The sequence below is a fragment of the Hellea balneolensis DSM 19091 genome (genome assembly GCF_000428525.1).
Classification (GTDB): Bacteria; Pseudomonadota; Alphaproteobacteria; order Caulobacterales; family Maricaulaceae; genus Hellea; species Hellea balneolensis.
Genome location: NZ_AUAC01000002.1, coordinates 200767 through 215774 on the forward strand (window position 1 = coordinate 200767; position 15008 = coordinate 215774).

The following is a 15008-nucleotide window of genomic DNA, read 5'->3' on the forward strand; positions in this document are numbered from 1 at the left end:
TGAACTCAGCTAAAACTTACAATGGAGAGCCTTGGCTCTCCATTTTTTATTGTCTCTTACTAGTTATCTACATTTCAGAACTGCAGAGCTGCTCTATAAATCTCTCATGAGACGTCATAGATTTCAAGCATGCGCTCCAAGTAGTCTGGATAGAAGACATACGCGAATTGAATTCATCTTCCGACATAATATTAGCATTGGGATGATAGCGTGCAGGCTCTATACCTTGCCCATTAAACACAGAGAACCAACTAGCATCCCCAAACAGTTCATTATCATGGCGATAGAGGCGGGCATTCTCTTTAAATATAGCCATACGCTCTTTTAAACTCTCTGGGATTGTCATGGTTCTGCAATAATTCCAAAACTCACTATCATCACGCTTAGTCGCTTTATAATGTAAAATTAGGAAGTCTCTGACTTGTTCATATTCCAACAAGCTTCGATCATTAAAATAATTGATATCAGCTTCATTAAAGTTCTTATCCGGAAAATTTGTCATTAAGCGCGCAATGGCTGTCTGGATCAAATGAATAGAGGTTGACTCTAATGGTTCCATAAACCCTGCAGCCAAACCCAATGCGATAACATTCTTATTCCAGATTTTCTTACGCTTGCCCGTTGTGAAATTCAGAAATTTAGGTGACCCAATCGCATCTGTGTCCATCCCATCAATGAGAGTTTCAAGTGCCTTACTATCTGACATATAATCACTGCAATATATATGACCGTTGCCCGTACGAGATTGTAGGGGGATACGCCATTGCCAACCCGCTGACTTTGCTGTTGCTCGAGTATAGGGAAGGGGAGCGTTCTTTCTCTTGCTGGCTTGAGCTACAGCTTTATTACAAGGCAAAACTGAGGACCAATCATCATAGCCCGTCTTTAATGTTTGCTCTATTAATAAACCTCGGAAGCCAGAACAATCAATGAAAAGTTCACCTTCAATTATTTCATTGTTTTCCAAAACAACACTCTCAATGAAGCCTGTTTCCGGTACTTGTTTGACATCGCAGACCTTTCCCTCGATCCGCTTAACACCTAAATTTTCTGAAAATTCTCGCATGAATTTAGCATAAAGACTCGCGTCAAAATGAAAGGCGTATTCAATCGTACTGAGGGGTGAGTTTGGAATATTTTGAGGTCGGCTAAACTTTCCTGCTTTGGCAGCCATTACCTGTAGATTATAATCATCAACAGATACTCTACTGCCACCATGCTTTTGCCTTAACCAATAATGGTGAAATCTTACACCATTCATGGGAACACCATAGGGGCCAAAAGGATGAATATATGACTTTCCCAGTTTATCCCAATCCACAAACTCAATACCTAATTTAAAAGTGGCATTTGTCTTTCGAACAAAATCATCCTCATGCAGTCCCAATAGGTGATTAAAAGATCTTATATGCGGAATAGTTGCTTCGCCTACGCCAACTGTTCCAATAACCTCGGACTCAATAAGCGTGATGTTGATGTTGGGGTGGTTAATTAGCTTGGCCATAGCTGCTGCTGCCATCCAACCCGCAGTACCACCACCAATTATAACAATATTTTTAATGTTGGAATCAGGAAGTGACCTCAATGTACAAGCTCCGCATAGTTTAAATAAAAATCACATAAAGACTAAACATACGTGATAGCATATTTGTGAGCTGTAACTATGCGACTTTATTGTCGTTTTCAACATAATGGAACTGACGTGACACGGAAACTGCTAAGTGTTTCCTATATATATTATTGATAGAGAAGTGGCGGGCGGGGAGGGATTCGAACCCCCGATGGAGTTGCCCCCATGCCGGTTTTCAAGACCGGTGCATTCAACCACTCTGCCACCCACCCGCAAAAGTAAGGACTAGTTGTGCGTTGCAGCGCTCTAAAATGTTTTGAAGGCATGTTCAAGCATTTTTGCCTCTCAATGCGATAAAAGTCATAAGCTCCCATAACGTATTAACGCCTCACTAACCCTGTAAAAAAACCTCCCGTTAAGCGTGTTACCTAACATCGATTTAAAGATGTTCGTTTAGCTTAACACATACTGAAGAGGTCAGCCCTGCGTTAGACAAGGCAACTGTTCAGCAGGTGTAGAGCGGACATTACTGAAAAGATGTCCACGAGTATAGGTGAGTAGATATGTTGAATTTAGAATATGGATTGAAACGGGCGATTATGTTGATTGCAGGTGTAGGCTTGGCAATGGGAACCACAGCTTGCAGCACGACCCAAACGGTTAAGGTCGCACAATCAGCGCCCATCACATATAAAGTCGGGCAGGGCGCCGCAAAATACGCCTCCACTGCTATGCCGAGCCGTGTTGCCTCAACATCTCCTTACATGTCTTCTCGCCCTACAGCTCCGCAAGTTATCGTACCAGACGTTTCACGCCCTGCGCCTCGAGCAACGGCTCCAATTTTCGACCAGAGCCGTGTGGATCGGACACTCTATAAGCATCAGAAAGTCGGTAAACGTTACACAATTATGGGCAAATCCTATACCCCTAAACATCAGCCAGACTATAATGTTGTCGGCATTGCTTCATGGTATGGTGATAAATTCCACGGGAAACCAACCGCGACAGGTGAAATCTATAATAAAAATGATATAACTGCCGCTCATAAAACATTACCGCTGAACTCAATGGTTCATGTAACAAACCTTGAAAACGGTAAAACTCTCATGGTGCGTGTCAATGACAGGGGGCCGTTTATAGGCAAGCGTATCATTGACCTGTCAGAGGCTGCAGCAACTATGCTAGGCACAAAAGGTAAGGGCTTAGGAAAGGTTCGCGTACAATATGCAGGCCCCGCCGACCCAATGGCAGCTAAACGCTCTGTACCTGCCCCGCGGCCACGTCAAGAACAAGCCCCTCAAATAGCCGAGGCGCCGCGCTCGTTACCGACACCGGCTCCCGCTCCAACACAGGAATACCGCCCCTTACGCCAACAGCCAATGGAACAAGCACCTACGCCTTACACAGCACCGCAAGTCGCGGAACGCCCCGTATACACGGCGCCTCGAAGTTTTGAACCTGTTCCGGACCCAATCACACCACAAGCGCCTCAGCCTTATGCGGCTCAGCCTGAGCCTGAGGATGGCGGACAAGTGACGCTGACTATAAAAGGGCCTATTCATGTTGCAGGTCACAGCGATACTCATCAGCAACCAAGACTTATAAAAGAGCGCCTTAAAACAAAATAAAGCCCGTGAGTGGGCTTGTTCCCGCCACAAAGCTAAGGCATCTATATTGAGCATCTTCGGGTGCTCTTTTTTGATTCTATACTACAGGCCTTTTGTGTTTCGTTCTCTTCTTGCTACCTTGGTTTTTACGCTCGCGGGGTCTGCCAATGCGCAAGAGAGCGGTTTTACGACCAAAGCACCACATGTTGTCATCATGGATTTTGAAACAGGCGAGGTTCTTTATGAAAAAGACGCACGGGAGCCCATGGCACCAGCCTCTATGACCAAGATTATGACCGCCAATATGATCTTCGAAGCCCTGAAAAATGAAACAATCACAATGGATACAGAATTCAGAGTGAGCGAAGAAGCTTGGCGGCGCGGCGGAGCTGCCTCAGGATCCTCCACCATGTATCTGGATGTGAAATCGTCAGCCCGTGTTGAAGACCTGATTAAAGGGATAATTATCCAATCAGGCAATGACGCCTGCATCGTCATGGCAGAGGGTTTAGCTGGGTCTGAAACGGCTTTTGCGGATAAAATGACAGCCCGCGCCCGTGAAATGGGCTTAACAAGCGCTACATTCCGTAATTCTACTGGATGGCCGCATCCCGAACACGAAATCAGCGCTTATGACCTTGCGCAGCTCGCTCAATATATGATTACAAATCATCCTGAATATTATCCCATCTATAACGAGCGCAGTTTCACATGGAACAATATTCGACAAGGTAATCGCAATCCGCTTTTGGGCAAGTTTACTGGCGCTGATGGACTGAAGACAGGCAGCACTTCCGTTTCAGGCTATGGCCTTGTGGGGTCAGCAAAGCGTGGAGACGATCGGCGCATCATTGTCATAAATGGTCTGGAAAATAAACAAGAACGCAGCGATGTTGCAAACAGACTTATGGGTGCAGCCTTTGATCAGTTTAAGGTTTATGATCTCTATGCCAAGGGAGATATAATCGGCAAAATTGATATCTTTATGGGTAAGGCTGATAACGTCGGTGTTAAAGTCGATGAAACTGTCATTGCAGGTCTTTACAGAGGCGATAGATCAAAAATTAGATCGAAGATGATATTTAAAACAGTTAGTGCGCCTGTAATGGCTGGCGATCACATAGCCGATATGGTTATTTCCATACCAGGCAAGGAAGACCGCGTTATTCCGCTCAAAGCCATTGATGACGTCAAGGGCAAATCCGCAATTGGTAAAGCCTGGAGCGTTTTGATTAGAAAAATTCGGGGAGAGTAATGGCTACTGGAAAGTTCATAACCTTTGAGGGCGGTGAAGGCGCAGGCAAAACGACTCAAGCAAAGATGCTTGTAGAGGCTCTTCAAGGTGCAGGTATCGAGACAGTCATGACACGTGAACCGGGCGGCACATTTGGCGCGGAAGCTATTCGCGACCTTGTTCTTGAAGGCACAGCAGATAGATGGTCGGGCATGACAGAGTTGCTTCTGATGTATGCCGCGCGCCTTGATCACGTTGAGAAACTCATAAAACCTGCCTTAGAGCGCGGCGTGTGGGTTATCAGTGATCGCTTCGCAGACTCGAGCATGGCTTATCAAGGTTATGCGAGAGGTCTTGGGGCTGACAAGGTGAAATCTGTGCATGCTGCCGTCATGGACGGCTTTGAACCAGACCTTACAATATTATTTGATATCGACCCTATACTGGCTCAGAAGCGCGTCGAAACACGCGGTGAGGACTTGTCACGCTTCGATGCGGAGTCAATCGTATTTCATAACGCATTGAGGCAGGCTTTCTTAGATATTGCAAATGATGAAGCGGACAGGGTTTTTACTGTGGATGCGGCTGCATCACGCGATGGCGTTCAAGCAAGAATTCTTTTTGCCGTGAGCCAGAAATATCCCGAACTCGCGGGTAAGTTAGGCAGTAGTGCGTAAAACAGAGATAGAAGAATATCCTGAAGCCGACCGTGCGCCAGGATGTCCGCACCCGCGTGAAACTTATGACTTAATCGGACATAGCGAATCTGAAAAACGGTTTCTTGAAGCTCAATCCAGTGGGCGCCTGCATCACGCATGGCTGATTACAGGCCCACCGGGTGTTGGCAAAGCTACTTTGGCCTATCGCATGGTTCGGCATATCCTCGGCGGCAAGTCTTTGCTAACGACCAGCATGAATGTCCCTCAAAGTGATCCTGTGGCGCAGCGTATTGAAAGCCTTGGTCACGGGAATTTCATGCTGCTTCGACGTCCCTATGATTTTAAACTTAAGAAGATTCGTACAGAAATACCCATCGATGATGTACGCGCAATGGGAAAGTTTTTCCAAGGCACCGCTGCAGAAGACCAAAGTTGGCGTGTATGTCTTATAGACACCGCAGATGAACTTAACCGTAATTCAGAAAATGCGATCTTAAAGTTACTTGAAGAACCCCCTGCTAAAGCACTGATAATATTGTTATCTTCTTCACCGGGCAGATTGCTGCCAACTATTCGATCGCGCTGTATGCATTTACCTCTTCGCGCCGTCCCGGAGGCAGAGATTTCGCCTTGGCTACGAGACCGGATAGAGGCACCTGACCAAATTATTGAGGCGGCCGTCAAACTATCTCGAGGCGGGCCAGGTAAAGCTATTGCATTAGCCCAGAATGCCGATACCGTTTTAAAGCCGCTCACAGGATTTTTGGGTAGTCTGGATCGGTCACAGTCAAAAATGGATCATATTTTGGCCAATAGCCTTGCAGCGCAAAGTGCAGGAGCCTCGCGGAAGCTATTCTGGGAAGCCCTGCAAGATATCTTGCAAGCCCAGTCGGTATTTTCAGTAACGGGTGAATGGCATGGAGCATTCAAACCATTACCCGTCTCAAAGCCCCCAGAGGTCTGGCAGAAATTATGGGATAAAGTCGGAGAGATGCAGCGCCTTGAAGCGGCCATCAATATGGATAAGAAGACAGTCATGTCTGATACACTCTCCGCTATAAGAGCCGCCTAATGTTGGTTGATAGTCATGTAAATCTTCACGGCGAGAAATTTGATGAAGACCGAGAAGACGTCATAAACAGAGCTTTTGCGTCAGACGTGAGTACAATGCTCAATATTTGCTGCAAACTTTCCGATTTTAAGGATGTCGTCGCCATTGCCGAAGACTATCCTGATATATGGGCTTCTGTAGGGACACATCCGCATGATGCCAAAGAGAACCCAAATATTACAGCGGATGAGCTCATCAAATGCGCGCAACACCCTAAAGTTATTGGCATTGGCGAAACCGGCTATGATTTTCATTATGGTTACAGCTCAGAAGCCGAGCAGATACATAATTTTAAAGCCCATATTATTGCCGCCCGTGAGACGGGATTGCCACTTATCATCCATACTCGCGAAGCTGATGAGTTGATGATGAACACGCTAAAGACCACTATCAAAGAGGAGGGGCCTTTCTCCGCCGAACTCCACTGCTACACGTCTGGAGCGGACTTAGCTAAATGGGGGGCTGATCAAGGTTTTTACTTTTCTGTTTCAGGTATTTTGACATTTAAAAATGCACATGATGTCCGCGCTCTAGCTAAAGATATGCCGGATGAGCGTATTATGCTGGAAACAGACTGTCCTTATCTTGCGCCCGTTCCGTATCGCGGACGGCGTAATGAACCTGCCTATGTTAGAGAGGTTTGTGAGGCTTTAGCCGAGGTAAAAGGGTGGAGTTTCGAGGACACCGCTAAACGTACGACTGATGCATTTTTCAATCTATTTGAGAAAGCTAAGCGACCGGGGGCAACCGCATGACTATCAGAGCTGTTATATTAGGCTGCGGCTCGTCCGGCGGCGTACCCCGTGTGGGCGGAGATTGGGGTGTTTGCGACCCCAATCAGCCTAAAAACCGCCGCTCTCGCTGCTCGCTATATGTCGAGTACTGGGAGGGCCCAAAAGAACCTCCTGCAGTAGAACGCACGGCCGCTTTAATCGATACTTCCCCTGACTTGCGTGAGCAGTGCCTTAAAGCGGATGTGAAACGGCTTGACGCCCTGCTTTACACCCATGATCATGCGGATCAAAGCCACGGCATTGATGATCTGCGCGCCATTGCGTACCGCATGCGTAAGCGCATACCGACCTATATGGACGCGCATACTAAAGAACACGTTTATGAGCGTTTTAAGTATTGCTTTGAAATGCCTGAAGGGCGTGTTCATCCGCCGATTTTGGAACTGCAAGAGCTTATAAAAGGCGAAGATCGATTTGACGTTTCAGGACCAGGCGGCGTTTTGTCTGTGGATGTGCTGGAGCTTAGTCATGGCCCTACACCTTCATTCGGTTTTATTTTGGACAGCAAGCTCGCTTATACCCCTGACGTCTGGGATATGGCGGATGCAGGGTTTGAGGCACTGACAGGCGTAGACACGTGGATATTGGATGCCCTGCGCTATAATGATCATCCTACCCACGCCCACGCTGATAAGGCCCTATCATGGCTCGTTAAAACACAGGCAAAGCAAGGTATTTTGACGAACCTGCATATTGATATGGATTACCACACGCTTAAAAATGAGCTGTTTGGAAATGTAAGGCCCTCTTATGATGGCATGGAAATCCGTCTCTAAGCGCCGCGTATAACCTTATAAATATTTTCCATATGATCCGCATGTGATGCAATCGTTGCCAAATCCGTCGCATCGCCTTTAAGAAAGGCATCTGTTTGTGCGAACAAACCTGGCTTATAACGCGCGTCCAAATCGTCATCCAACTCCACAGGATTTATGGCAAAGCCTTCAGGCGATCTTTCATTCAGCTTTTCAAGCGGATTAAACATGAGAGTTCGTTTTGGCGTCATAACTTCCACCATCCATCGTGGGGCGGCATCCCAATCTGCGTGATATGAGAACAGAGCGCCATTTTCCAAGGCGCCATGTCCGACGAATTGAGACCCAGCGGGGTGCCAGTCAGAGCCCCCAGCCTGTAATCCTGATATTTGCTTAGGGTAACCTGCCAAAAAGAACCCCATATCAAGAACATGAGTCGAATTAGCATAAAGCCATTGGGATTTGATGTGAGCTGCCGTCGGAACATCTTTGATGCGAAAGGCAAATTCAGAAAACTCCATACGTAACGATGTTGCGCCGCCGTCCTGGTCGATAAGTTTTTTTGCCGCTTTAACACTGGCATAAAAGCGTCGATTATAGGCAACATAGACATTCGCGCCATTATCGGCGGCAAAGTCAGACAGATCTTGCGTCTCTTGCGGGGTAAGACCCGCAGGCTTTTCAACCAAAATATTCTTGATACCCGCTCCGATCAGCGCTTTCGTATTTGGAGCGAGGGCGTCAACTGGCGTAGAAACTATTGCGTGATTAGGTAAATCAGTTCCCGAAGACAGATAATCCTCAAGCCCGCCCGTGCGGACATCCAATCCTGTTTTCTCTTTAAAAGCCTGAGCGGATTTTTCGCCGCGTCCTATTACGGAAATTTCGCAATCCATATCTTTAAGGGCTACCGCATAAGCCACAGCCATAGGGCCTGCACCAATCAGAGCTATCTTTGTCATATAATTATCCTAATCTGTGGCTCGCTTATCCCAAACCTTAACTTTTGATATGCCGCCTTCAATCTCTATAACGCCGTAAGCCGCAGTCCGTAGTTTTCTTGGGGCGTCTGTAGCAATTTCATCGACAGCATCAAGAGCAAAACGCGCTATTCCATTACTGGTGGCGACTAAAATATCACCGGAAGAGTTTGAGGTTCTATAATTTTCAAAAAATTTTTCCCAAGCCCTTATGATTTCTTTCGGTTCAACTTGCCAACCGCGAGGTGGTATCGCGTCACGATCCCATTTATCTATGGCCTCTTGACCCAATCTCGCAACCACATCCTCTTCAGCGGCATTTTCATCAACGCCGTAATCAATCTCAGTTAAAAATTGCAACGATTTCAATTTTTTAGCGACATGTTTTGAGGTCAATATAGCTTCCGCTGTTTGCTGCGTTCGCTTAAGCGAAGAGCAGAATGCTTCCGAGAAGACAATATCAGATGCCGAAAAATGCGCCGCAAGCTGCCGGGCTTGAGCGGCGCCAGATTTTGACAAAGGCAAATCGGTTCGCGCCCCCACACGAGTGACAACATCTCCTTTATCGAAGGTGTTTCCATGGCGGCAAATGACGATACGCATCATAGATATGGATCGCCATGTTCAGCGATCAGGGCTTCTGCAAGCTTAAGGTCAGCCTCCGTATCGATTCCAGATGTTGCGATAAGCGGCGGATCAACCTTCACGCAGGTTATCGGCACGCCATTTTCTATTAAGCGTAGCTGCTCCAACCCTTCCAAGGATTCATAATAACCTTCAGGGCTTTCTGTGAAGGCTTTCAAGGCTTTATGGGTATAGGCGTATAAACCGACGTGACGAAGAACAGGAGAGAGCTCAGATTTGTCTTTCAAAACCTCTTCTTTTCGCATGGCAGGCACAATATTTTTCGAAAACCATATAGCTGTGTTATCTTGCGCTTTTATAACGCAAGTACCGCTAAATGGCGTTTCTTGCTTATGCGCTCTTAAAGCCTCTAAGGCCTCCCATGATAGCTGAATATAAGGCGTGGCCACCTGAGCCCCGTTTTCCATGGCCTTAGCCATAGCCACAATGTGCTCTAAGGGGGTAAAGGGAGCATCCCCTTGCAGGTTTACAATGCAATCATAGCCATTATCCAATTTTACATTTAAAGCTTGTGCCGCCGCTAAAGCGCGATCACTACCTGTTTTAACCTTAGCCTGCGTCATGACGACTGGAATGTCATATTCATGGCAATGCGCCTTTATGCGCGCATCATCTGTCGCAACCACATAGTCCGAATTGCGTATTTTTTGTGAGGCCAACTCAGCGGTTCGCGCTGTGCGCCTCAACATGGAAATGCCGCCAATCTTAGCGAGTGGCTTTCCCGGAAAGCGAGTCGAGGCGTAACGCGCCGGAACAACAATAAGCGTTTGCATATGGCGCTGATACAGATTGCCAAGATGACATGCAATACAGCTTTACCTTTCAAAGCCATGTGAGAGACATGTTTACACGGCTCGAGTGCTAGTTTACTTGCAAGCTAAGAATAATGACATGAAAGTATCTCTTGTGAATGAAGTTGCCATAGATGTTTTCCAAAAAGAATTGGCAGGCCTTCAATCACTTATTTCTGCAATGAAGGACGATGCCGCGCGGGGCTTTGGCGCATCATTCAATGACGCATTAGAGCTTGTCGGGAATACGGCAGGACGCGTGATCGTAACGGGTATGGGCAAATCCGGCCACATAGCCCGTAAAATTGCGGCCACATTTGCCTCAACAGGAACGCTCGCTAGTTTTGTGCATCCCGCTGAGGCCATACATGGTGACTTAGGGATGATCGCGGCTGATGATCTCATCATCGCTCTGTCTAATTCAGGCAGCACAGCTGAACTCGCCGGTATAATTGGATATGCCAATCGATATGATATTCCTCTTATTGCAATTACATCAGGGCAGGGATCCACATTAGACAAAGGCGCGAATGTTACGCTTCTGCTTCCAAAAGCAGAGGAGGCTTGTCACGTTACTCAAGCCCCAACGACATCTACCCTAATGGCACTTGCTGTCGGGGACGCACTCGCCGTAACGCTTATGAAACAACGCGGATTTACGTCTGATGATTTTCACCGTTTCCACCCCGGCGGAAAGCTAGGCGCAGGACTTAAAAAAGTTGCACAAGTCATGCGGCCTATTGCGCCCTCCTATTTGTGCAAAGACGACACCCCTATTTCTAAGGCAATCGAAATTATAAATATGAGCGGTGTCGGATGTGTGGGCATCACGTCATCTAAAGGCCGCTTAATTGGCATCATAACGGATGGTGATTTGAGACGACATTATGCGAAGTTGGCAAAGGATGGGGACGTCAAAGGTATAATGACTCAAAACCCTATATCTCTAAAGCCGGATGACCTGGCGGCTAAAGGCCTGAATATACTTAGCAGCAAAAAAATAACCTCACTCTTTGTGCTTGATGAAAATTCGAAACCTTTAGGGCTCATCCATATTCATGACTTCCTGGAAGAGGGCGTCATTTAAGCATCGCACGCTAACCTTCGCGCTCCAAAATAGCGTGATATTCTTCCCAAACATCTTTCGGTGTTCCGTCCATAATAATCTCGCCTCGCGCCATCAAAATGGCACGGTTACAAAGCTCATATGTGATATCGGGGGAATGCGTAGAAAGCACAAGAATATTAGACTTCTTGAAAAGTTCCCGTGCGCGAGCTTCAGCTTTCTTAAAAAATTTGGCATCTCCTGCCCCGATAACTTCGTCTACGACGATAATATCTGCCGGCTTATAAGTGACGGCACCAAACATGAAACGCACTAGCATACCCGAGGAGTAAGTGTTTAAGGGGAGGTCAAAAAACTCACCTAGCTCTGTAAATTCCAAAACATTTTCAGTGAAAGCTTCAAGCTCACCTTTCGAAATCCCCAAAAGACGCGAGATTAGCTTTAGGTTTGTTCGCGCCGAGACCTCCATATTAACACCACTACCTAAGCTTAGAAGTGAAAGTATAGATCCTTCAATATCAGCTTTGCCTGATAATGGGTGGATAATACCGGAGACAGTTTTCAATAGAGTGGATTTCCCAGCACCATTACGCCCTATCACAGCAAGCCTGTCACCAGATTTAACATCCAACGACAAGCCCCTTATCGCGTTTACATAGGGAATTTTTTTCATATCGCCAGCAATGCGGCCAAATGAGGCTGTTGCGGCCAAGGCCGCCATAGTAGAGCGCTCTCGCCCACCAACGCGAATGGGGTAGCTCACGTCTATATTATCGAAATGAATATGGGTCATTACTGCATCCACATCCCGATTTTGCTACGCCGTTTGGAATAGATAAATATACCCAAAGTTAAGACCCCTACAGATACGGTGGTAGCGATTATAAAACTATCTAAAGGAATTCCTTGGTCAAGAATCGGCCCCCTAACAACCTCTAGAAAATGGAACAGGGGATTGTAATGCACAAAGGCGCTACGAGTTGGGCCCAGAGCAGACTCCAACCAGAATACAGGCGTGAATAAAAATAGAAACAACATGATCGATTCTAATGCATGGCTGAGGTCGGAATATCTTACGCCATACGAAGCAATGATAAGTGCCAAACCATACGCAAACATGAGGTTAGTAAATATGCCTGGAATTGCCATAAATGATACAACCCCTAAATCTTTCTGAGCAATCAAAATGACGGGAATAGCAACCAAAAGGTGGATAGCTAGCACGATTCCCTCAACAAACACCTTTCGCGTGATCTGCATGCTCCAAGGGACATTATAGGTAAAAAGAATGTTCTTTCCGCTCTCCAGATAAGAAGAAGCCCCTGTCATTACAGTTGATAGAAATGTCCATAAGGCAATGCCTAAGGACACATAGACCAAAAAATCTGCAATCGGTGTTTTGAACAGCGCACCAAACACAATTGTAATACCTATGACCAGCATTGCGTTTGAAATAACAATCCAAAATGGTCCCAAGACAGTCCTCGAGAACCGGTCTTTGATATCTTGCCAAGCCAAATCAAATGCTAAGTCCCATTTTGGAAACAAACGGCCAAAGACATTTGGTTTAGATGAAGCCATGATTATCTCGTGCTCACCTGAATAATGTAAGGGTCTTCAGCATTAGGCTCGCCATTCATCCCGACCTCAAGAACAATAGGTTTTCCGAACTTCTTTTTTGACTTTACCATCTCAGCATTTCCATAAGCCACACGTATCGTGTCAAGACTGACAATTTTATCTGCCTTTTCGGACATTGGGTGTGAGGCTGCTGCGGCTCTCATTTTTGAAAGCTCTGCAAGGCCTTCGCCCAAGCTTTTAATAGACTTCTTCTCTTTGCGATGAAGCGGATGCCGATACATCGCTTTCATAATTTCCGTAAGTCCTTCTATGCCCTTTGAAAGATTAAGAGCTGCACTATCATCACGCCAAGTAATAATTGAAAGAGGTTCATCGACACCCAAAATAGGATAACGGGCTGCTACCCATAACCAGGTTTCAATATCTTCGCCTAAATTTGAAGCCACAGGAAACTTGAGTCCCATTGCAATAAATATCCTGTGAAACATAACTGTCGGGGTGGATATAGAGCAAGAACGAATAATGTCTGGGTATAGGTTGCCATGTTGCTTACCACTATGAATGATGCCAAGTCCGGATCTGCCATTAGGATATTCAACATGATAACTCGTATGCGAGAATAAATAACCGCCTTCAGTCATGGCAGATAATTGATGCGAAACTTTGTAAGGCATAAAGACATCGTCACTATCCAAGAATGCAATATACTCTCCAGTTGCAACCTTCAAACCTGTGTTGCGTGCATTGCCCACTCCACCGTTTTCGATATCAACAATTTTAGCATTCTCATGTTTGGCAATGAGAGACCGCACAGATTTTATATCGCTTGTTGATCCATCATTTACGGCTATAACTTCAATATTAGGATGCGTTTGATCTAACGCACTTTTTATAGCCCGACATGTCAATCTTGGTTCATTAAAAAACGGGATGACAATTGAAACGAGCGTGTCTTCCTCGGCCAACTTAGCTTGTTCTTTGGCATGTTCAGTGGCCGCAAGATACGGTGTTTTGCTCAGAAAACCCTCAAGTTCAGTGAAATATTTCTTACGGCTACCATTTAAAATAATCTTCTCTGTATCGCTTCTGCGGGACATCATCCAAATCCAGAGCTTATCACCCTCCACATTAGCTTTTGGATTGTTCGTATCTTGGCCAGGGTGAATTCTATATTTCACCAAAGTTTCCGGCATAAATAAGAATTCACCATCTTCACGCAATCGGTCCCACATTTCATAATCCTGCGTAAACCTTAGCTCGGTCTTGAAGGGTAAATGTTTTCGCAAAATTTGTGTAGGTATCATCAATGTACAGCCATTGATCATACCGCGGAGCAGGGCGATACTGGGCGTCTTCATGAGAAGCTCTTTGTCCATTTGACTCTCATGCCAAACTTTACCGTTATCATCCATCAGAAAGTAATCCCCAAAAAGCATTACATCACCACGGCCAAGAGATCTTAAGAAATCTACTTGTTTTTGGGTTTTGTCTGGTAAGTGCTCATCATCATGACTGAGCCAACAAAATAAGTCACCCGTCATATGCTCAAGAGCTGTATTCATCGCACCCGCAACACCTTGGTTTTCCTGCTCTATATAGACAATGTCATCACCAAAATTTTTACAGATTTTAGCAGTCGCACCGTCATCTTTAGAGCCGTCATTAACGACCAAAACTTCCATATTTTCATAAGTCTGATTTAATGCACTGTTGATGGCATTTTCGACATAATTTGATCCGTTATAGACAGGGATCACAATGGTGACTTTCGGCTCTCCGCTCAAGAAAAGGCTATCGGCATATTTATCGGAATCAATGCTTTTTATCATGATTTTCTCTTAACCGATGAAGTTTTGGGTTTAGACCCACTTTTAACACTTTTATTTGCAGAATTTAACAATAAATGATTATAATCAATCTGTAAAACATATAGGCTAGCCTCTAACGCAGCCGCCCGTTTTTGCTCTTCTCTCAATGACGTTGCTACTGTTTTGAAAGCTACTTCCAAATCGGTGTCGGGAAGTATTTTTTGTACGAACTCCAAATCTTCTGCATCAACATCATTTTCAGAGGAGATAACATCTTTGGGATCAATTCCATGGCGCTTAAGGAATTTTCGTAATTGTTTATTCTCATGCATCATCAGGCGCGTCCGCATGATATGCTTATGAACGAGGGGAACTGTTCTGAGGAAATCTTCAAACGCCATGGTGAT

Annotated in this window: 15 protein-coding genes and 1 tRNA gene; 7 read left to right on the forward strand and 9 right to left on the reverse strand. The window is 45.8% G+C overall.

Going from position 1 to position 15008, the window contains the following annotated elements; translation table 11 throughout:
• Positions 1-67: 67 nt before the first annotated feature.
• Complete coding sequence (locus F569_RS0101085) at positions 68-1585, reverse strand: tryptophan halogenase family protein (protein ID WP_026940663.1); 1518 nt, start codon at positions 1583-1585, stop codon at positions 68-70.
• 167 nt (positions 1586-1752) lie between these two features.
• A tRNA-Ser gene (locus F569_RS0101090) sits at positions 1753-1842 on the reverse strand.
• 291 nt (positions 1843-2133) lie between these two features.
• Here F569_RS0101090 and F569_RS19945 point away from each other — a divergent pair.
• The 6 genes from F569_RS19945 to F569_RS0101120 all read left to right on the forward strand — a co-directional run bounded on the left by F569_RS19945 (position 2134) and on the right by F569_RS0101120 (position 7751).
• Positions 2134-3198, forward strand: a complete 1065-nt coding sequence (locus tag F569_RS19945; protein ID WP_051279069.1) for a septal ring lytic transglycosylase RlpA family protein — start codon at positions 2134-2136, stop codon at positions 3196-3198.
• A 94-nt stretch (positions 3199-3292) separates the two neighbouring features.
• Entirely contained in the window at positions 3293-4432 is a 1140-nt protein-coding gene (locus F569_RS0101100) for a D-alanyl-D-alanine carboxypeptidase family protein (protein WP_026940664.1), read from the forward strand.
• Positions 4432-5088 carry a dTMP kinase gene (gene tmk, locus F569_RS0101105; protein WP_026940665.1) on the forward strand — a complete coding sequence of 219 codons (657 nt, stop codon included), beginning with the start codon at positions 4432-4434 and terminating at the stop codon, positions 5086-5088. Before F569_RS0101100 ends, tmk begins: the two co-directional genes overlap by 1 nt.
• Positions 5081-6142 carry a DNA polymerase III subunit delta' gene (locus tag F569_RS15920; protein WP_051279071.1) on the forward strand — a complete coding sequence of 354 codons (1062 nt, stop codon included), beginning with the start codon at positions 5081-5083 and terminating at the stop codon, positions 6140-6142. The genes tmk and F569_RS15920 overlap by 8 nt, the downstream gene beginning before the upstream one ends.
• A complete protein-coding gene (locus tag F569_RS0101115; RefSeq protein ID WP_026940666.1) occupies positions 6142-6936 on the forward strand; it encodes a TatD family hydrolase in 795 nt (264 codons plus the stop codon). Before F569_RS15920 ends, F569_RS0101115 begins: the two co-directional genes overlap by 1 nt.
• Positions 6933-7751, forward strand: coding sequence for an MBL fold metallo-hydrolase (locus F569_RS0101120; RefSeq protein ID WP_026940667.1), 819 nt, complete (start codon positions 6933-6935; stop codon positions 7749-7751). Before F569_RS0101115 ends, F569_RS0101120 begins: the two co-directional genes overlap by 4 nt.
• On the opposite strand, the gene F569_RS0101125 is transcribed toward F569_RS0101120, so the two are convergent.
• The 3 genes from F569_RS0101125 to F569_RS0101135 are packed head-to-tail and all read right to left on the reverse strand — an operon-like array spanning position 7748 to position 10128.
• Positions 7748-8692: a Gfo/Idh/MocA family protein gene (locus F569_RS0101125; protein ID WP_026940668.1), complete on the reverse strand. Its 945-nt coding sequence runs from the start codon at positions 8690-8692 to the stop codon at positions 7748-7750. The genes F569_RS0101120 and F569_RS0101125 overlap by 4 nt on opposite strands.
• 9 nt (positions 8693-8701) lie before the next feature.
• Complete coding sequence (locus tag F569_RS0101130; RefSeq protein WP_026940669.1) at positions 8702-9316, reverse strand: histidine phosphatase family protein; 615 nt, start codon at positions 9314-9316, stop codon at positions 8702-8704.
• Positions 9313-10128: a 3-deoxy-manno-octulosonate cytidylyltransferase gene (locus F569_RS0101135; protein ID WP_026940670.1), complete on the reverse strand. Its 816-nt coding sequence runs from the start codon at positions 10126-10128 to the stop codon at positions 9313-9315. The genes F569_RS0101130 and F569_RS0101135 overlap by 4 nt, the downstream gene beginning before the upstream one ends.
• Positions 10129-10246: 118 nt before the next feature.
• On the opposite strand from F569_RS0101135, the gene F569_RS0101140 reads away from it, so the two are divergent.
• Positions 10247-11233: a KpsF/GutQ family sugar-phosphate isomerase gene (locus F569_RS0101140; RefSeq protein ID WP_034387020.1), complete on the forward strand. Its 987-nt coding sequence runs from the start codon at positions 10247-10249 to the stop codon at positions 11231-11233.
• 10 nt (positions 11234-11243) lie between these two features.
• Here the strand turns inward: F569_RS0101140 and F569_RS0101145 are convergent, their stop codons facing one another.
• The 4 genes from F569_RS0101145 to F569_RS0101160 are packed head-to-tail and all read right to left on the reverse strand — an operon-like array spanning position 11244 to position 15002.
• Positions 11244-12005 carry an ABC transporter ATP-binding protein gene (locus F569_RS0101145; RefSeq protein WP_026940672.1) on the reverse strand — a complete coding sequence of 254 codons (762 nt, stop codon included), beginning with the start codon at positions 12003-12005 and terminating at the stop codon, positions 11244-11246.
• The gene (locus F569_RS0101150; RefSeq protein WP_026940673.1) at positions 12005-12793 is read right to left on the reverse strand and encodes an ABC transporter permease; all 789 of its coding nucleotides are present in this window, start codon (positions 12791-12793) and stop codon (positions 12005-12007) included. The genes F569_RS0101145 and F569_RS0101150 overlap by 1 nt, the downstream gene beginning before the upstream one ends.
• Positions 12794-12795: 2 nt before the next feature.
• Positions 12796-14622 carry a glycosyltransferase family 2 protein gene (locus tag F569_RS0101155; protein ID WP_026940674.1) on the reverse strand — a complete coding sequence of 609 codons (1827 nt, stop codon included), beginning with the start codon at positions 14620-14622 and terminating at the stop codon, positions 12796-12798.
• On the reverse strand, positions 14619-15002 hold the full coding sequence (locus F569_RS0101160) for a hypothetical protein (RefSeq protein WP_026940675.1): 384 nt from the start codon (positions 15000-15002) through the stop codon (positions 14619-14621). Before F569_RS0101160 ends, F569_RS0101155 begins: the two co-directional genes overlap by 4 nt.
• Positions 15003-15008 lie beyond the last annotated feature (6 nt).